Source organism: Streptomyces sparsogenes subsp. cuspidosporus (assembly GCF_039532705.1).
In the GTDB taxonomy this organism is placed as follows: Bacteria; Actinomycetota; Actinomycetes; order Streptomycetales; family Streptomycetaceae; genus Streptomyces; species Streptomyces sparsogenes.
This window is the reverse complement of sequence record NZ_BAAASD010000011.1, coordinates 1-16,655: the sequence shown is the minus strand read 5'-3', so window position 1 is coordinate 16,655 and position 16,655 is coordinate 1. Positions and strand designations below refer to the sequence as shown.

General features: G+C 74.3%; 19 protein-coding genes. 4 read left to right on the top strand and 15 right to left on the bottom strand.

All coding sequences use genetic code 11. The features are described from left to right. Positions 1 to 109: 109 nt before the first annotated feature. Both ABFY07_RS15635 and ABFY07_RS15630 read right to left on the bottom strand, forming a co-directional pair. Complete coding sequence (locus ABFY07_RS15635) at positions 110 to 562, bottom strand: fic family toxin-antitoxin system, toxin component (RefSeq protein WP_346175083.1); 453 nt, start codon at positions 560 to 562, stop codon at positions 110 to 112. Beyond that, complete coding sequence (locus ABFY07_RS15630; protein ID WP_065958345.1) at positions 559 to 834, bottom strand: plasmid mobilization protein; 276 nt, start codon at positions 832 to 834, stop codon at positions 559 to 561. The genes ABFY07_RS15635 and ABFY07_RS15630 overlap by 4 nt, the downstream gene beginning before the upstream one ends. Positions 835 to 916: 82 nt before the next feature. Here ABFY07_RS15630 and ABFY07_RS15625 point away from each other — a divergent pair, with 82 nt between their 5' ends. Both ABFY07_RS15625 and ABFY07_RS15620 read left to right on the top strand, forming a co-directional pair. Then, positions 917 to 1,573: a DsbA family oxidoreductase gene (locus tag ABFY07_RS15625; RefSeq protein WP_346175082.1), complete on the top strand. Its 657-nt coding sequence runs from the start codon at positions 917 to 919 to the stop codon at positions 1,571 to 1,573. A 142-nt stretch (positions 1,574 to 1,715) separates the two neighbouring features. After that, positions 1,716 to 2,786, top strand: a complete 1,071-nt coding sequence (locus tag ABFY07_RS15620) for an aminotransferase class V-fold PLP-dependent enzyme (RefSeq protein WP_346175081.1) — start codon at positions 1,716 to 1,718, stop codon at positions 2,784 to 2,786. 96 nt (positions 2,787 to 2,882) lie between these two features. On the opposite strand, the gene thpD is transcribed toward ABFY07_RS15620, so the two are convergent. The 6 genes from thpD to ABFY07_RS15590 all read right to left on the bottom strand — a co-directional run bounded on the left by thpD (position 2,883) and on the right by ABFY07_RS15590 (position 7,836). Next, the gene (gene thpD / locus ABFY07_RS15615) at positions 2,883 to 3,773 is read right to left on the bottom strand and encodes an ectoine hydroxylase (RefSeq protein ID WP_346175080.1); all 891 of its coding nucleotides are present in this window, start codon (positions 3,771 to 3,773) and stop codon (positions 2,883 to 2,885) included. A 5-nt stretch (positions 3,774 to 3,778) separates the two neighbouring features. Then, positions 3,779 to 4,183, bottom strand: coding sequence for an ectoine synthase (locus ABFY07_RS15610; protein ID WP_065958339.1), 405 nt, complete (start codon positions 4,181 to 4,183; stop codon positions 3,779 to 3,781). Positions 4,184 to 4,299: 116 nt separating this feature from the next. Continuing rightward, a complete protein-coding gene (gene ectB, locus ABFY07_RS15605) occupies positions 4,300 to 5,568 on the bottom strand; it encodes a diaminobutyrate--2-oxoglutarate transaminase (protein ID WP_065958337.1) in 1,269 nt (422 codons plus the stop codon). A 72-nt stretch (positions 5,569 to 5,640) separates the two neighbouring features. Continuing rightward, complete coding sequence (gene ectA, locus ABFY07_RS15600; protein ID WP_346175079.1) at positions 5,641 to 6,186, bottom strand: diaminobutyrate acetyltransferase; 546 nt, start codon at positions 6,184 to 6,186, stop codon at positions 5,641 to 5,643. A gap of 352 nt (positions 6,187 to 6,538) precedes the next feature. Continuing rightward, positions 6,539 to 7,321, bottom strand: a complete 783-nt coding sequence (locus ABFY07_RS15595; protein WP_346175078.1) for a hypothetical protein — start codon at positions 7,319 to 7,321, stop codon at positions 6,539 to 6,541. Then, a complete protein-coding gene (locus ABFY07_RS15590) occupies positions 7,318 to 7,836 on the bottom strand; it encodes a SigE family RNA polymerase sigma factor (RefSeq protein WP_346175234.1) in 519 nt (172 codons plus the stop codon). Before ABFY07_RS15590 ends, ABFY07_RS15595 begins: the two co-directional genes overlap by 4 nt. A 421-nt stretch (positions 7,837 to 8,257) precedes the next feature. On the opposite strand from ABFY07_RS15590, the gene ABFY07_RS15585 reads away from it, so the two are divergent. Next, positions 8,258 to 9,367, top strand: coding sequence for an amidohydrolase family protein (locus tag ABFY07_RS15585; RefSeq protein WP_346175077.1), 1,110 nt, complete (start codon positions 8,258 to 8,260; stop codon positions 9,365 to 9,367). A 295-nt stretch (positions 9,368 to 9,662) separates the two neighbouring features. Further along, the gene (locus ABFY07_RS15580; protein WP_346175233.1) at positions 9,663 to 10,586 is read left to right on the top strand and encodes an SCO1860 family LAETG-anchored protein; all 924 of its coding nucleotides are present in this window, start codon (positions 9,663 to 9,665) and stop codon (positions 10,584 to 10,586) included. A gap of 88 nt (positions 10,587 to 10,674) precedes the next feature. Here the strand turns inward: ABFY07_RS15580 and cobC are convergent, their stop codons facing one another. The 7 genes from cobC to ABFY07_RS15545 form a co-directional block, all read right to left on the bottom strand. Beyond that, positions 10,675 to 11,802: an Rv2231c family histidinol phosphate aminotransferase CobC gene (cobC, locus tag ABFY07_RS15575; RefSeq protein WP_346175076.1), complete on the bottom strand. Its 1,128-nt coding sequence runs from the start codon at positions 11,800 to 11,802 to the stop codon at positions 10,675 to 10,677. Then, positions 11,792 to 12,685 (bottom strand): sirohydrochlorin chelatase, encoded by an 894-nt coding sequence (locus tag ABFY07_RS15570; protein ID WP_346175075.1) that lies wholly within the window; start codon positions 12,683 to 12,685, stop codon positions 11,792 to 11,794. Before ABFY07_RS15570 ends, cobC begins: the two co-directional genes overlap by 11 nt. Before the next feature lie 100 nt (positions 12,686 to 12,785). Then, positions 12,786 to 13,247, bottom strand: coding sequence for a cobalamin biosynthesis protein (locus tag ABFY07_RS15565; protein WP_428836934.1), 462 nt, complete (start codon positions 13,245 to 13,247; stop codon positions 12,786 to 12,788). A 157-nt stretch (positions 13,248 to 13,404) separates the two neighbouring features. Then, positions 13,405 to 13,626, bottom strand: coding sequence for a hypothetical protein (locus tag ABFY07_RS15560; RefSeq protein ID WP_346175074.1), 222 nt, complete (start codon positions 13,624 to 13,626; stop codon positions 13,405 to 13,407). Between the two features lie 43 nt (positions 13,627 to 13,669). Further along, positions 13,670 to 15,133 (bottom strand): cobyrinic acid a,c-diamide synthase CobB, encoded by a 1,464-nt coding sequence (locus ABFY07_RS15555; RefSeq protein WP_346175073.1) that lies wholly within the window; start codon positions 15,131 to 15,133, stop codon positions 13,670 to 13,672. Between the two features lie 7 nt (positions 15,134 to 15,140). Further along, positions 15,141 to 15,746, bottom strand: coding sequence for a cob(I)yrinic acid a,c-diamide adenosyltransferase (gene cobO / locus ABFY07_RS15550; protein ID WP_346175072.1), 606 nt, complete (start codon positions 15,744 to 15,746; stop codon positions 15,141 to 15,143). Next, positions 15,746 to 16,655: vWA domain-containing protein (locus ABFY07_RS15545; protein WP_346175071.1), on the bottom strand; the 910-nt coding region annotated here is incomplete at its 5' end. The genes ABFY07_RS15545 and cobO, both read right to left, overlap by 1 nt.

The window sequence follows — 16,655 nt, the reverse complement described above, 5'->3', positions numbered from 1 at the left end:
TACGACACGCGCCGCGGCACACCGTGGGGCGGGACCGGCCGGTCCCGCCCCACGGTCGGTGCCCCACAGGTCGGCCCCCCGGGGCGTACGCGCCCGGCGAGCGCGGCGCTCAGCCGGCCGCCGTCCCGTCCGCCGGCCCCTCCGCAGCGCCTTCCGCCGTTCCGTCCGCCGTCCCCTCCGTGGTCCAGGCGCGCAGCGCGCGGGCGATGTCGCGCAGCGGGATCCCCGGGCCCGCGATGTCGCGCATCAGCGCCAGGACCTCCGAGCCCTTGACGTCCCGGGCGAGGGTCAGGCCGTTTATCGTCAGCACCGCCCGGGTCGCGGCCCACGCCGCGTCGGCCTGGGAGTGCTCCAGCCAGGGATGGCGCAGCAGCGTGTCCAGGACCGCGGCCGCCTTCAGGTGGGCGCCCCAGTACACGTCCTGGTTCAGCATGTGCGCGCCGTGCCGGTGGACGGCCGCCAGCGGCACGCCGTAGTCGTCTATGGCGGGCGAGCCGGGGATGTCCGCGGTCGCCTGGAGCAGGGTGGGGAAGTCGATCGGATGCCCCGGCGACGGGGTCAACACGCGTCCTTCAGGCACGTGGCCGGGTCGAACCCCATCTCCTTGCTGGTGCTGCGGGGCCGGGCCGCCAGCTCCTCGTTGAGCTCGTCGAACTCGCCCCTCCAGCGGTGCAGCGAATCCCGGAACGCGGCCAGGAAGGCCTCCCGCGTCTCGTCCCGGTCCAGCGCGAGCCGCGCCCGCCCGTACGCCTGCGGCGTCATGCCGACGGCCGCCGCACGGCGCCGGATCTCCTCGTGTTCTTCTTCGGTGAGCCGGAGGATGAGGTTGGCCATGCTGGGGAGACAATCACCCCGAATCAGGTGATCGCAATCCCCGGGGGGAATGAACCGGGGCCCTCAGTGGTTGACCCGCTCCATGCGCGTAGAGATCTGGTCCGACATCGTCTGCCCCTGGTGTTACATCGGGAAGGCCCGTTTCGAGGAGGGCCTGGCCGCCTTCGACCACCGCGACCGGGTCGAGGTGGTCCACCGCTCCTTCGAACTCGACCCCGACCGCCCCAAGGGCGACACCGTGCCGGTGCTCGACATGCTGACGGCCAAGTACCGGGTCCCGCGCGAGCAGGCCCAGGCCATGGAGGCCCGGGTCGCCGAGGCCGCGGCCGACGCCGGCCTCGGCTACCGCGCGGACCGCGACCACGGCAACACCTTCGACCTCCACCGGCTGCTGCACCTCGCCAAGGCCCGCGGCCGCCAGGGCGAGCTGCTCGACCTGCTCTACGCCGCGAACTTCGCCGAGGAACGATCCGTCTTCGACCCCGCGACGCTGCTCTCCCTCGCCGCCGAGGCCGGGCTCGACCCCGACGAGGCCCGCGCGGTGCTCGACGACGACAGCGCCTACGCCGACGCCGTACGCGCCGACGAGCGCGAGGCCGCCGAGCTGGGCGCCACCGCCGTGCCCTTCTTCGTCCTCGACCGCCGCTTCGGCGTCTCGGGCGGCCAACCGGCTGAGATCTTCACCCAGGCGCTGCGCCAGGCCTGGGAGGCCTCGCAGGTCAGCGAGGGTGCAAAATAACTCGATTGCGCACTGCGTGATCGATCTGCAACACTCGGTATGCGCCGTGAGGCGCCGGTCAGGGCTTGGCCGTCATGAAGTCGCCACGGCGGCTGAGTGAGAAGCCCCTCTTTCGGGAGGGGAGGAGTCACAGTGGGTGGGCATGGAGACCAGAAACCACCCAGGAGGCGCGGAATTCGCGCCGCAGGCGACGTACCTCAACACCTCCTCCACCGGTCTGACCCCCGCCCGGGCCGTGGCCGCGATGAAGGAAGCCCTCGACGCCACGGCCGGCGGAGCACCCGCCGCCGACCTGGCCTGGGAGGCGGTGGAGGAGGCGCGCGCCGCCTTCGCCCGGCTGACCGGGGTGCCGGCGCGGCGGGTCGCCGCGGGCGCCTCGGTCGCCGTGTACGCCGCGCTGGTGGCGGCCTCGCTGCCCGCCGGGGCCGAAGTCCTGTGCGCCGAGCGCGACTTCAGCTCCCTGGTGAACCCCTTCACCATGCGCCGCGACCTCAAGCCGCGCGCCGTGCCGCTGGAGGAGCTGGCGGACGCGGTGCGCCCCGGCACCGCCCTGGTCGCCGTCAGCGCCGTGCAGTCGGCGGACGGCCGGATCGCCGACCTGGACGCCATCCGCGCGGCCGCCCGCGCCCACGGCGCGCGGCTCCTGGTGGACGGCAGCCAGGGCGCCGGGTGGCTGCCGATGGACGCCGACGAGGCCGACTACACCGTGTGCGTCGGCTACAAGTGGCTCCTGTGCCCGCGCGGCGTCGCGTTCCTGACCGTCCCCGAGGACCTCGGCGGGCTCACCCCGGTCTTCGCCGGCTGGGCGGCCGGCGAGAAACCCTGGGACAGCTGCTACGGGCCGGTCGAGGAACTCGCCCACTCCGCCCGCCGCTTCGACCAGAGCCCCAGCCTGCTGTCGTACGTGGGCGCCGCGCCCGCCCTCGCGCTCGTCGAGGAGCTGGGCGTCGAGGCCATCGGCGCCCACGACCGCGCCCTCGCCGACCGCTTCCGGGCCGGGCTCGCCCAGCTGGGACACCGGTGGGTGGACGCCCCGGGCTCGGCCATCGTGTCCGTGCCGGGGCTCGGCCACGCCGCGCCCCGCCTCGCCGAGGCCAACGTCGTCGTCTCGGCCCGCGCGGGGAATCTGCGCGCCTCGTTCCACCTCTACAACTCCGCGGCCGATGTGGACCGGCTGCTCGACGTGGTCTCCGTCCTGTCGGCCACGGCGTAGGGGGAGACACCCTCTGACCACCCCTGGCCGGGGGCGGGCCCGGTGGTCCGGGCCCGCCCCCGGCCAGGGGGCCGGGTCACCGTACGGCAGGCCGGGTCACCGTACGGGGGTGAAGTCCCGCGCCCCGATGAACTCCGGCCGCCGGACCGGCGCCGCGAAGGGCTCGACCGCCGTGTTCTCCACGCTGTTGAAGACGATGAAGACATTGCTGCGCGGGTACGGCGTGATGTTGTCGCCCGACCCGTGCATGCAGTTGCAGTCGAACCAGGTCGCCGACCCCGCCTTGCCGGTGAACAGCTTGATGCCGTGCGCGTCGGCGAGCTTGGTCAGCGCCTCGTCCGAGGGGGTGCCCGCGTCCTGCATCTGCAGCGACTTCTTGTAGTTGTCCTTGGGCGTCGCGCCCGCGCAGCCCAGGAACGTGCGGTGCGACCCCGGCATGATCATCAGGCCGCCGTTGGTGTCGTAGTTCTCGGTCAGCGCGATCGAGACGGACACCGTCCGCATGTTCGGCAGCCCGTCCTCGGCGTGCCAGGTCTCGAAGTCCGAGTGCCAGTAGAAGCCGGAGGCGCCGAAGCCCGGCTTCACGTTGATCCGGCTCTGGTGGACGTACACGTCGGAACCGAGGATCTGACGGGCCCGGCCCACCACCCGCGGGTCGCGGACCAGGTTCGCGAAGACCTCGCTGATCCGGTGCACCTCGAACACCGACCGCACGTCCTGCGACTTCGGCTCGATGATCGAGCGCTCGTCGGCCCGCACCTCGGGATCGGAGATCAGCCGGTCCAGTTCGGCGCGGTAGACCGCGACCTCGTCCGGGGTGATCAGCTCCTCGATCGCCAGGAAGCCGTCGCGGTCGAAGTCGCTCAGCTCGGACGGCCGCATCGGGCCGGGCGCCCCGGGCTCCGACCACACCACCGGGTCCACCCGCGGGGTGACCGTCTCGGAGCTGCCTCGCGTCGGGTACAGGTCTGCGACCGTGGTGGTCATCCGGATCAAACCTCCTCCGGCTCGGTGATCAGGGGGTACACGCCGTTCTCGTCGTGGTCCTCCCGCCCGGTGATCGGCGGGTTGAAGACGCAGACGCAACGGAAGTCGGTCTTCGGGCGCATCGTGTGCTTCTCGTGCCCGTCCAGCAGATACATGGTGCCGGGGGTGATCCAGTGCTTCTCGCCGGTCTCGTCGTTGGTGAGCTCGGCCTCACCCTCCACGCACAGCACGGCCTCGATGTGGTTGGCGTACCACATCGACGTCTCGGTGCCCGCGTAGAGCGTGGTCTCGTGCAGCGAGAAGCCCACCCGCTCCCTCGCGAGGACGATGCGCTTGCTCTCCCAGGTGCCCGATTTGGCCTTCACATGCCGCTCGGTGCCCTCGATGTCCTTGAAGGATCGGACGATCACGGTGGATGGTCGCCTTTCTGTTCGTGATCCGGTGGGGGATCCGGTGTGGGATGAGATGGATGGGATGTGGGGGTGCCGGGTGTGACGGGGGTGACGCGGGCGCCCCGGGGAACGCCTCAGGCGGTCTCGCGCACCGCGCGGGCGAGGGTCCGCAGCCCCTCGTCCAGTTCCTCGGGGGAGACGGTCAGCGGCGGCAGCAGCTTGACGACCTCGCTCTCCGGGCCCGAGGTCTCCACCAGCAGGCCGAGCTCGAAGGCGCGGGCGCACACCGCCGAGGCGCGCGAGCGGTCGGTGAACTCCAGGCCCCAGACCAGCCCGCGGCCGCGGTACTCGGCGCCCAGCCGGACGTGCTCCTCGCAGATCGCGCGCAGCGCCTGCTCGACCTGCTCGCCGCGGGCCAGCGTCTGCTTCTCCATCTGGCCGTCCGCCCAGTACGTGTTCAGGGCGGCGGCGGCGGTGACAAAGGCCGGGTTGTTGCCGCGGAAGGTGCCGTTGTGCTCGCCCGGCTCCCAGACGTCCAGCTCGGGGCGGAACAGCGCCAGCGACATGGGCAGCCCGTAGCCGCCGATGGACTTGGAGAGGGTGACGATGTCCGGGGTGATGCCCGCCTCCTCGAAGGAGAAGAACGGGCCGGTGCGGCCGCAGCCCATCTGGATGTCGTCGACGATCAGCAGCATGTCGCGGCGCTTGCACAGCTCGGCCAGGCCGCGCAGCCACTCGGCGCGCGCCACGTTGATGCCGCCCTCGCCCTGCACCGTCTCGACGATGACGGCGGCGGGCTGGTTGAGGCCGGAGCCCTGGTCCTCCAGCAGCCGCTCGAACCACAGGAAGTCGGGCACCCGCCCGTCCAGGTAGTTGTCGAACGGCATCGGGGTGCCGTGGACCAGCGGGATGCCCGCGCCGGCCCGTTTGAAGGCGTTGCCGGTCACGGCGAGCGCGCCCAGCGACATCCCGTGGAAGGCGTTGGTGAAGGACACGATGGACTCGCGCCCCTTGACCTTGCGGGCCAGCTTCAGGGCCGCCTCCACGGCGTTGGTGCCCGTCGGCCCCGGGAACATGACCTTGTACGGCAGGTCGCGCGGGCGCAGCACGTTGTTCTGGAAGGACTCCAGGAAGGCGCGCTTGGCGGTGGTGCCCATGTCCAGACCGTGGGTGACGCCGTCGCGCTCGATGTAGTCCAGCAGCGCGCGTTTGAGGACCGGATTGTTGTGGCCGTAGTTGAGTGCTCCGGCCCCGGCGAAGAAGTCGAGGTAGGTGTGGCCGTCCTCGTCGTACATGTAGCTGCCCTGGGCGCGGTCGAAGACGGCGGGCCAGCCGCGGCAGTAGCTGCGCACCTCCGACTCCAGGGCCTCGAAGACGCTCAGGGCGGGCGGGGTGATGGTCACAGCGATCTCCTGGGAGAGGGGTGTGAGGGGTGAGGAAGTCTTGGGCGGGGGCTCGGGACGAGGGGTGGGGCCTCAGGTGCCGGCGGCGAGCGGGCCGATGCGGTACAGCACCTCCGGCTCGTGGCCGCCGTCGGGGAACAGCCCGCCGTCGAACAGCACCTCATGCTCGACGGGCGCGCCGTGCCGTTCGGCGAAGGAGGTGAACAGCCGGTTGGAGGCGGTGTTGTCCGGGGTGATCGTGGTCTCGACGCCGTGGATGTCCGACTGCTCGGCGACGCGCGCGGTCAGCCCGTCCAGCAGGGCGGCGGCCAGCCCCCGGCCACGCCACGCCCGGTCCACGGCGACCTGCCAGACCACCAGGGTCCGGGGGCGCTGCGGGCGGAGGTAACCGGTGACGAAGCCGACCGGTTTCCCCTGCGCGTTCCGGGCCACCACGGAGGTGGCGGCGAAGTCGCGACACCACAGCAGATAGCTGTAGGAGGAGTTCAGGTCCAACGTCCCCGAGTCGCGGGCGATGCGCCAGATAGCGGCTCCGTCCTCGATGCGGGGGGCCTCGAGTGTCAGTCCTTCCGGCATTTCTCTTCGGGCACCTGCAAGGTCTGCTTGTGCGGCGGTCATGCGGATTGAATTTACCCAGCACAATCTGAAATTGCATCGAGGTGAGGGGTTACCCGAAGAGGGGTGGGTGTGATATCGCGCGGGGACGCGCGTGCGCACGAGGGGGTTGTTGAAAAGTATTGTTTTGTCAGGGAGTTACCGGGGCGAAACGGTCGGCGTGTGGAGTGTGTCACATTCGCGTAACGGCCGGGTGACGCCCTCGAATTGCAGCGCTTCCGGGTTACGAAATCTCGGCGTTTAGGAGTCCGGAAAGCGGGCAAACGAAGATGGGAACCTGTATTCAAAAAGGTGCTCTCTTTATATCCCGACGAGCCATCGGGAATTCACCTGGGTTCCCCCGGATTCCCTCGCCTCACCTGGTTGGGCGGGCTTTGTGGAATCCGCCCCGGACGGCGAAGGCGCCCGAGGGGCCGTAGCCGCTGGCCGAGTAGCGGTCCCCTGTGATCTCCCGGTCGCCCTCGGCGTGGTTGTACTGCCCGGCGAAGACATGCCGCCCCGCGGGCACCGTGGCCCCGTCCTTCAGCGCCCAGCGGTACACCAGCGCGCCGCCCTCGTCGCGCACCGAGACCTCGAGGTCGCCCTTGGGCAGCGTGCTCCAGGAGCCGGTGGTGAGCACCCCTCCGGTGTGCGCGACCCGCAGCTCGACCGTCAGCGAGGTCAGCGGCTTGCCGTTCGTCACGATCACATCGCTCTGCGCCCAGTACGGATTGGACCCCGGATCGATCTCGCCGCTCGACCGCACCACGGGGTCGGCGAGGTGGTTTGGACCGACCGCGGTGGGGGAGGCGGTCGGAGTGTGGCGCTGTGACCCGTCCTCCGTCTCCTGCCCCGTCCCGCCCCGCCCCGCGTGGGCCGGCGGCGCGGCGGGCTCGCTCGACGTCCGCACGGTCTGCGGCCGCTGCGCCGGCTCCGTGGCCAGCATCACGATCCCGGCGGCCGCGACGGCCGCCGCGAGCCCGGCGACCGGGCCCGCCACACGCGTCCACCCGCGCCCGGGGCGCCCCCGGCCACCCGGCGCCATCCCCGCGCTCACCCGGGCCAGCATGCGCGCCCGGTCCGGCCGGTGCGACCGGGCGGCGGCGCGCAGTTCGGCGGCGACATCGATCCGGCCGTGCCGCTCGCGGTGGTCGATCATCGACCGTTCCCTCCCGCATGACCAGGGTGGAGTTTCCGTACGGTCTCCTGCGGACCCGGGGCGGGCGGCCGCTCGCCGCCGTGCGCCGAGCCCAGCAGCCGCTCCAGCTCCGCGATGCCCCGGGAGGTCTGGCTCTTGACCGTGCCCACCGAGATGCCGAGCGTACGCGCGGTCTCCCGCTCCGACAGGTCGAAGGCGTGCCGCAGCACCACGCAGGCGCGCTTGCGGAACGGCAGCCGCACCAGCGCCGCCTGCACGTCCACCACGGCGGAGACGTCCGGGTCGTCGACGTGGTCGGCGCGCTGGGAGGAGAAGAGTGCCACCCGGCGGCGCTCGCGGACCAGGCTGCGGATCCTGGAGCGCGCCAGATTGGTCACCACGCCCCGGGCGTACGCGGCCGGGTGCTCGGCGGCCCGCACCCGGTCCCACTGGTGCCACACCGCGACCAGCGCGTCGGCGGCGAGGTCGTCCGCGCCGTCCGAGCTGCCGAGCAGCAGATGCGCGAGGCGGGCCAGTTCGGCGTGGTGCCGTTCGAAGAACTCCCGGAACTCCGCCTGTGCGTCCTGTGCGTCCTGGGCATCCGCCGGCGCGACGGGGGCCGATCCGGGCGGGGGGCCGGCCGCGGGCGGGAGATCGGCAGCGGAAGGGGGGCCGGCCGGGGGCGGGGGTTCCGGATCGGGCGCCGGTAAGTCCGGCGGGGGGCGGCTCCCAGCGGCAGCCGGGGGCGGGTTCTCCGTCGACTCGGGCAGGGCCGCCGGTGCAGGGCGTACGGCGGCCGGGTCATCGGTGGGAGCGCTCACACGGGCCTCCTCACTTCCCCTCGTCCGGTGGGTTGCGTGAGCGTAGCAGCGCTCTTCGTGTTGTACGAGTGGCGCCGTTTTCGCCCTGGGGAACTGGCCGGTCAGGGCGTCGGCGAAGTCTCGTACAGTGCGAGGCATGAGGGATAGCGCGGTGCTGCACATCAAGGGCAGGGTGCTCGTCGGGCCGGACGCCGGGGGCCTCGCCGAGGACATCCGGGACGAGTTGTGGGTCGTGGACGGGAGGATCACCTACGAGCGGCCGGTCGCCGCCCGGGACGTCAGGACCATCGAGGGGTGGGTGCTGCCCGGGCTCGTGGACGCGCACTGCCACGTGGGGCTCGACACCCATGGCGCCGTCGACGACTCGACCAGCGAGAAGCAGGCGCTGACCGAGCGGGAGGCCGGTGCGCTGCTGCTGCGGGACGCCGGCTCGCCCGCCGACACGCGCTGGATAGACGACCGCGAGGACCTGCCCCGGATCATCCGGGCGGGCCGCCACATCGCCCGGACCAAGCGCTACATCCGCAACTACGCCCACGAGATCGAGCCCGAGGAGCTGGTGGCGTACGTGGCGCGGGAGGCGCGGCGCGGGGACGGCTGGGTCAAGCTGGTCGGCGACTGGATCGACCGGGAGGTCGGGGACCTGGCGGCCTGCTGGCCGCGCGCGCAGGCCGAGGCGGCCATCGCCGAGGCCCACCGTCTCGGCGCGCGGGTCACCGCGCACTGCTTCGCGGAGGAGACCCTGGCCCCGCTGGTGGAGGCGGGGATCGACTGCGTCGAGCACGCCACGGGACTGACCGAGGAGACCATCCCGCTCTTCGCGGAGCGCGGCGTCGCGATCGTCCCGACCCTGGTCAACATCGCCACCTTCCCCGACCTGGCGAAGGGCGGGGAGAAGAAGTTCCCGCGCTGGGCGGACCACATGCGGCGGCTGCACGAGCGCCGCTACGACACCGTGCGCGCGGCCTACGACGCGGGCGTGCCCATCTACACCGGCACGGACGCGGGCGGTTCGCTCCCGCACGGCCTGGTCGGCCTCGAGGTCGCCGAGCTGGTCAAGGCCGGCATCCCGGCGACGGCCGCGCTGTCGGCGGCGACCTGGGGCGCGCGGGCCTGGCTCGGGCGGCCCGGGCTCACCGAGGGCGCGCCCGCGGACCTGGTCGTGTACGAGTCCGACCCGCGGGCGGATGTGCGTGTGCTGACGGCGCCGCGGCGGGTGGTGCTGCGCGGGCGGGTGGTCGGCTGAGCGGGGGTCTGCGGGGGTCTGCTGAGCGGGGGCCTGCCGCGCGGGTCGTCTGCTGCGCGGGTGGTCTGCCGCGTGGTGGGACCCCGGGAAGACACGGGACCGAACACACCGGCGAATTGCACTCGTTGGGATGAACTGATCCCGCAAACCTGCGAGTTGGCCTTGCATGCCGCAAATATTGCGGGGTCGATGCCGTCGGCGCCCGTGATGTCCCCCCGTGGCGAGTCGCCGGCGGCTCCATGTTCTCCTGTGGGGGTCAACTCACGTGTCCTGTTCCACCAACAACTACTCCGGCATGCCCGCCCGCCGTCTGGCGGCCGCCACGGCCGCTGCCGCCGTCACCGTCCTCGGCCTGCTGCCCGCGAGCGCGGCGCACGCCACCGACGGCGACGGCAAGGCGGGCGAGGCAGCCAAGACGAGCACGCACCAGACGGGCGGAGCCGGCGCGGCCGTGCTCCGCGCCGATCTGACCGTCTCGACGCTCAACAAGACGGTCAAGGCGCCGCTGGCGCTCACCCTCAACGAGGTGCGCGCGCCGGCCTCCGCCAACAAGACCGCGCTCAGCGCGACACTGGACGGCGTCGAGGGGGGCAAGCCGTTCAACGTCCTGCGCGCGGACGTGGCCACCGCGCGTGGCACCGTCGACAAGTCCCGCGCCGAGGGATACGCCAACCTCGCGCACGCCAAGGTGCACCTCCCCGGGCTGCCGGCCGTGCCGCTGATCGAGGTCCAGCAGGTCACCTCGAAGGCGGTCTGCAAGGCCGGCAAGCGGCCCACCGCCCAGTCCAACGTGCTGGGTGACGTGGTCGTGCTCGGCAAGAAGGCCACCCTCTCCTCCAGCGGCACCACCACGGTGGACGTGCCCGCGGTCGGCACCGTCCGGCTGGACCTGTCGCGCACCGCGACCACGTCCCGCACCGCCGCGGCCACGGCACTCGAGCTGAACGTCTCGGTGAACCCGCTCAAGCTGAACGTCTCCGAGGTCGAGGGGAAGGTCACCCTGGCCAAGGCGACCTGTGAGGCCCCGGGTGCCCCGGGCTCCGGGATCGGCTCCCAGGCCGCCCCCGGCCCGAAGAAGCCGGAACACCTCGCCGAGACCGGCGGCAGCTCGGCCACGCCGTACCTGGTGGCCGGCGGCGCGGCCCTGCTGGCCCTGGGCGGCGGCGCCGTCGTCCTGGGCCGCCGCCGTCGCGGCGCCGGGGCGGGCGACGGGGTCTGACCCGGCGCGGCCCAGCCGTACCGGCACCGGCCCTGACCGGTGCACGGTCGGCCCTGGCCGGTCCTGACCGGCCTTGACCGGCCGCGCGTCACCGCTCGGCGAGAGCCTTCGCCAGGGCGGTGACGAAGCGGTCGGTCGTGGCCGGGTCGCGGACCGCGAGCCGCAGCCACTCCGGGCCGAGACCCGGAAACGTGTCACCGCGCCGCACCGCGAAACCGAACTCGCGCAGGCGGGCGCGGACCGCGGTGGCCTCCGGCAGCCGGACCAGCAGGAAGGGTCCGGCCGCCGGGGCACACACCCGGACCTCCTCGAACTCCGCCAGCCGGGCGGCCAGATGGGCCCGGTCGGCGGCGATGGCGTCCGCCGCCCGCTCCGCCTCGGCGAGCGCCGCGGGCTCACAGCATGCCTCCGCCGCCACCAGCGCCGGGGAGGACACCGGCCACAGCGGCTGCGCCCGCTCGAGCGCCGCGACCGTCTCCGGCCCGGCCAGCACATAGCCGATCCGCAGCCCCGCCAACCCCCAGGTCTTGGTGAGGCTGCGCAGCACGACGAGACCCGGCACATCGGTGCGGGCGGCGAGCGACTCCCGCTCGCCGGGCACGGCGTCCATGAACGCCTCGTCCACCACCAGCGTCCGCCCGGGCCGGGCCAGGGCGGCCACCGCGTCCGCCGGGTGCAGCACGGACGTCGGGTTGGTGGGATTGCCGACCACCACCAGATCCGCCTCGTCCGGCACCGCGCCCGGATCCAGCCGGAAGCCGTCCCGCTCGTCGAGCACCACCCGCTCCACCCGGTGCCCGGCGTCCCGCAGCGCGGCCTCCGGCTCGGTGAACTGCGGGTGCACCACGACCGGGCGCCGCATCGGAAGGGCGCGCGCCAGCAGGACGAACGCCTCCGCCGCCCCCGCGGTCAGCAGCACCCGTGCCTCCGGCACGCCATGCCGCGCGGCGACCGCGCGCCGCGCCGGACCGCCGTCCGGGTAGGCGGCCAGGGTGTCGAGCGCGGCGGCCAGCCGGGCCTTGAGCCAGCCGGGAGGCGTGTCGGCCCGGACATTGACCGCCAGATCCGTCAGCCCCGCGCCCGGGCCCCGCACCTCGGCGTCACCGTGGTGACGCAGATGGCGCGGGTCGAACCCGGCGGCCGGACCGGCGGACGTGTCGCCGGACGTGTCGCGGGCCGGCCCGGCGGTCGCCTCGGCGGGCCGTTCAGCCGACATGCGCGGGCGAGCCGGGGTGTCCGGACACCACCGGGGAGACGGCGACCGGATCGCCCGCCCCGCTGCCGGCCTCACCACTGCCGGTCTTACCGGTGTCAGCCCTACCGTTGTCGGCCCCGCCCCCGGCCGCCTCCCGGTAGCGCTCCAGGACCAGCTCCAGCAACTCCTCCGCCGGACCCGGCACCTCGGCGGTCAGCACCTCGACCTCCGGGCGGGCCAGCGCCCACCCCTCCGCCTGCTGCAGTGCCCGGTCCAGCGCCGCCCCCGCGAAGAGGAAGTACGGCAGCACCACGATCCGCCGCGCCCCCAGCAGCGCGCAGCGGTCAAGACCGGAGGCCACGTCGGGCGCGGCCACCGAGACGAAGGCCGTCTCCACCCCGGCGAAGCCGCGGCCCTCCCACAGCAGCCGGGCGGCCCGGTGCACCTCCGCGTTGGCGTCCGGGCCGGTCGAGCCCGGGCCCACCAGCAGGACGGTGGTCTCGGCCCGGTCGTAGGGGGAGCGCGGGCGGCCGCCCAGGGCCTCGTCCAGGCGGCGCTCCAGCACGGTCAGCAGCCGCGGGTGCGGGCCCAGCGGGCGGGCGCGGAGGAACGACGCCCCGGGGCGCAGCTCCAGCTCCCGGTCCAGCGCGGCGGTGAGGTCCCGCTCCGCGCGCTCGGAAGGGATCAGCGTCAGCGGTACGACGGCGAAGCGGGTCACGCCCTCGTCGGCGAGTCGGGCCACCGCGTCGGCCAGCGGAAGAGGGCTCGGGCCGGTGAAGCCGCCCGCGACGGGCAGGCCGGGGTTGCGGGCGCCCAACTCCCGTACGAAGTCGCGGAAGGCGTCGGCGCGCTTTTCGTCTCGGGTGCCGATGCCTGCGATGAGCAGCGCGGGCGGGGTCGTCACGGGGTCTCCTTGGTGCTGGTGGTGCGGGTGCACGGTGCGATGCGGGGTCGGGTCCCGCCCCGAGACGTTACTGAGGGCGGTCGGGCGGCGTGCAGGCAGGTCATCCCTGCCCGACCTGCCCGCCTTTGGCGGGTGCCGGGCGGCGCGCGACGGCGCAGGTGGCCCGCGCGGGACGGCCGGGCGGCGCCGACTTCCGTTTGCCCACGAGCAGTTCGCCCCCCGGCCCGGCGGCCAGCAGGGCGGCCGCCTCGGCGACACTGGGCGTCCCCACGGCGGCCAGCGCGGCGCCGCCGGACGGGCACGGCACCGCGACGCGGGCCAGCACCGCCGCCCCGTAGCCCCGCAGCGGCACACCGAACCGGGCCGCCGCCGCCACCAGCCCCGGCTCGGCGGCCTTCGCCTCGACCGTGGCCAACTCCACGACCCCGCCCGCCGAAAGCCCCGCGGCGGCCAGCGTCCGCCCGATGAGCCCGGCGACCTCCTCCATGTCCACCCCGTGCCTGGCCCCGACGCCGACGACGAGCCCCGGAGGCGCAGCGGACGGTATTTCCGCGGCAGGCATCGGCGCCGACGGCACCGGGGTACCCGCCGCCGCCGGCACCGCCGCCGTCGGCCCCGGCACCGCCCACACCGGCGCTGGCGGCACCGGCGTGCCCGGCGCCGTCGACACCGGCGCTGGCGGCACCGGCGTGCCCGGCGCCGTCGACACCGACACCGGTCTAGCCGGCGCCGCCGACACCGACACCGACGGGCCCGTCGCGCAGCGCACCGCCGCTGGCGGCACAGGCGCCCACGACACCGGCGCATCCGCCCCCGCCGACACCACCGCCGCCGACACCGACGGCACCGACGCCCCCGGCGCCGTCGGCACCGACACCGACGGGCCCGTCGCGCAGCGCACCGCCGCCGCTGATGCCCGCGCCGATGGCACGGGCGCCCACCGCGCCGACAGCTCGGGACGCGCCGGAAGCTCTCCCGGCGTCTTCACCGCCCGCCGCCCCCTGAACCGCTCCGCGGAGGGGCGCAGGCCCCGACGAACCGGACCGCCGCCTCCGGCATCGCCGCCCAGTGCACATGCAGATACGAGGCATGCACCCTGCCCCGCACGAACCCCTCCGCGCGGCGCTCGGGCCGCACCAGCCCCCACGCGGGCTCCGGGCCCGCGCCCGGTTCCACGGCGGTGCGGTGGAACTCATGCCCGCGCACCCGGGTGCCCGCGGCGGCGAGCGGGCTGTCGCCGACCGCCACCGCCTCCCGGTAGCCCAGTGTCAGCCGCTCCGACATCCGCGCCTCGGCGGGCAGCACCCCGCACATCGGCTCGCCGTCCAGCGAGCGCGCCAAATACAGCAGCCCCGCGCACTCGGCGGCGATCGGCGCGCCGGCCGCCGCGAGGCCGGCCACCTCCGCGCGCAGCGGGCCGTTCGCCGACAGCTCCGGCGCGTAGACCTCCGGGAAGCCGCCGCCGATCACCAGCCCGGCGGTGCCGGGCGGCAGACGCTCCTCCCGCAGCGGGTCGAAGGGCACCACCTCGGCCCCCGCGGCGGTGAGCAACTCGGCCTGCTCCGCGTACGAGAAGGTGAAGGCCGCCCCGCCGGCCAGCGCCACGACCGGCCGCGCTCCACCTGGCGCCACGACCGGCCGCGCGCCGCCCGGCGCCGGCCCGGCCCCGCCGCGCGCGGCCGCGGTCTCCCGCTCCGGGCACCAGGGCTGGTCCGGCAGCGGCGGCGCGCTGCGCGCCAGGGCGAGCAGGCCCTCCAGGTCGCAGCCCGCGCGCACCCGCTCGGCCAGCGCGGCCACGGACTCGACCGCCTCCGCCCGCCGCTCGGCCACCGGCACCAGGCCGAGGTGGCGGCTCGGCGCGCGCACCGCGCGCACCCGGCGCAGCGCCCCGAACACCGGCACCCCCGACCCGTCCAGCGCCTCGCGGAGCAGCTCTTCATGCCGGTCCGAGCCGACCTTGTTGAGGATCACCCCGGCCACCCGCACCTCCGGGTCCCACGACGCGAAGCCGTGGACCAGTGCCGCCACCGAGCGGGACTGCGAGGAGGCGTCCACGACCAGCACCACCGGCGCGCGCAGCAGCTTCGCCACATGCGCCGTGGACGCCAGCTCGCCCTGCCCGGCCGCCCCGTCGTACAGCCCCATCACGCCCTCGACCACCGCCAGGTCGGAGCCGTCCGCACCGTGCAGGAACAGCGGGGCGATCCGCTCCGGCCCGCACAGAAAGGCGTCCAGATTCCGGCCCGGGCGCGGCGCCCGCCCGGAGCGGGCCGGGGAGGAGGACACGGCCAGCGCGTGATAGCCCGGGTCGATGTAGTCGGGGCCGACCTTGTGCGGAGACACGTCGAGACCGCGCTCCGCGAAGGCGGCCATCAGGCCCGTGGCGACCGTGGTCTTGCCGCTGCCGGACGCGGGCGCGGCGATGACCAGGCGCGGCACGCTCACCACTGCTGACTCACCACTCGATGCCCCGCTGCCCCTTCTGACCGGCGTCCATCGGGTGCTTGACCTTGGACATGTCGGTGACCAGGTCCGCGAAGTCCAGCAAGCCCTGCGGCGCGTTACGCCCCGTGATGACCACGTGCTGGGTCCCGGGGCGGTCGCGCAGCACCGAGACCACCTCCTCGGTGTCCACCCAGCCCCAGTGCAGCGGATACGCGAACTCGTCCAGCACATACAGCCGGTATGTCTCCGCCGCGAGATCGCGCTTGACCTGCTCCCAGCCCTCGCGCGCCGCCTCCTCGCTGGAGATGGCGTCCTGGCGGGAGCGCTGGAGCCACGACCAGCCCTCGCCCATCTTGTGCCATGCGACGGTCCCCCCTTCCCCCGAGTCGCCGAGGACGCGCAGCGCCCGCTCCTCGCCGACCCGCCATTTCGCGGACTTCACAAACTGGAATACACCGACCGGCCAGTTCTGGTTCCACGCCCGCAGCGCCAGCCCGAACGCGGCGGTCGACTTGCCCTTGCCGACGCCCGTGTGCACGAGCACCAGCGGCCGGTTGCGGCGCTGCCGGGTGGTCAGCCCGTCGTCGGGTACGACGGTCGGTTGTCCTTGCGGCATCAGGCGGCCCTCCGTGTCTTCCGTACGATCCGTGGGGTGCTTGTCGCGCGCGCGTCGCGCACCAGCGCGGTCACGCTGTCCGCGCGCAGTTCGTCGAGGGTCACCGGGGTGCCCCGCAAGTCCTGGGCCAGCGCGCCCGCCAGGCCGAGCCGGACGGGCCCCGACTCGCAGTCCACCACCACCGAGGCGACCTTGTCGTCCGCCAGCAGCCGGGCCGCGCGCCCCGCCCGGCCCACCGGGTCCACTCCGCCCGTGGCCCGCCCGTCCGTCACCACGACCAGCAGCGGACGGCGCGACGGGTCCCGGAGCCGCTCGATCCGCAGCACCTCACGAGCCTTCAGCAGTCCGGCGGCCAGCGGGGTGCGCCCCCCGGTGGGCAGCCTCTCCAGCCGGGCGGCGCCCGCGTCCACCGACGAGGTGGGCGGCAGCGCCACGGCGGCCTCCGACCCCCGGAACGTGATCAGACCGACCTTGTCCCGCCGCTGGTAGGCGTCCAGCAGCAGCGACAGCACGGCGCCCTTGACGGCGCTCATGCGCTTGCGCGCGGCCATCGACCCCGACGCGTCCACCACGAACAGCACCAGATTGCCCTCACGGCCCTCGCGCACCGCCTCGCGCAGGTCGTCACGGCGCACCACGAGCCCGGGGCCCCGGCGGCCGCGGTCGCGCTGGTGCGGGGCGGCCGCCCGTACGGTCGCCGCCAGATGCAGCTTGGTGAGGGCCCCTTGGGGGCGGCGGGCGCCGGTGGTACGGCCGTGGGCCGTGCGGGCGCGCGGCCGCCGCCCCGCCGCGCCCCCGCCGTGCCCCGGCACATCGAGCCGCCGGGCCCGGAACGGCTCGGCCACGCCCACCGCGCCGCGCTCGCCTCCGGCCCCGCCCGCCGGGGCCCCGTCGCCGGGGGCGGCCTCG

What these genes read in the sequence shown, in the direction of transcription:
- ABFY07_RS15630 (WP_065958345.1), bottom strand. Translation starts at nt 834, where the DNA reads ATGGCCAACCTCATCCTCCGGCTCACCGAAGAAGAACACGAGGAGATC.
- ABFY07_RS15625 (WP_346175082.1), top strand. Translation starts at nt 917, where the DNA reads ATGCGCGTAGAGATCTGGTCCGACATCGTCTGCCCCTGGTGTTACATC.
- ABFY07_RS15620 (WP_346175081.1), top strand. Translation starts at nt 1,716, where the DNA reads ATGGAGACCAGAAACCACCCAGGAGGCGCGGAATTCGCGCCGCAGGCG.
- thpD (WP_346175080.1), bottom strand. Translation starts at nt 3,773, where the DNA reads ATGACCACCACGGTCGCAGACCTGTACCCGACGCGAGGCAGCTCCGAG.
- ectA (WP_346175079.1), bottom strand. Translation starts at nt 6,186, where the DNA reads ATGACCGCCGCACAAGCAGACCTTGCAGGTGCCCGAAGAGAAATGCCG.
- ABFY07_RS15595 (WP_346175078.1), bottom strand. Translation starts at nt 7,321, where the DNA reads ATGATCGACCACCGCGAGCGGCACGGCCGGATCGATGTCGCCGCCGAA.
- ABFY07_RS15585 (WP_346175077.1), top strand. Translation starts at nt 8,258, where the DNA reads ATGAGGGATAGCGCGGTGCTGCACATCAAGGGCAGGGTGCTCGTCGGG.
- ABFY07_RS15580 (WP_346175233.1), top strand. Translation starts at nt 9,663, where the DNA reads ATGCCCGCCCGCCGTCTGGCGGCCGCCACGGCCGCTGCCGCCGTCACC.
- cobC (WP_346175076.1), bottom strand. Translation starts at nt 11,802, where the DNA reads ATGTCGGCTGAACGGCCCGCCGAGGCGACCGCCGGGCCGGCCCGCGAC.
- ABFY07_RS15565 (WP_428836934.1), bottom strand. Translation starts at nt 13,247, where the DNA reads ATGCCTGCCGCGGAAATACCGTCCGCTGCGCCTCCGGGGCTCGTCGTC.
- cobO (WP_346175072.1), bottom strand. Translation starts at nt 15,746, where the DNA reads ATGCCGCAAGGACAACCGACCGTCGTACCCGACGACGGGCTGACCACC.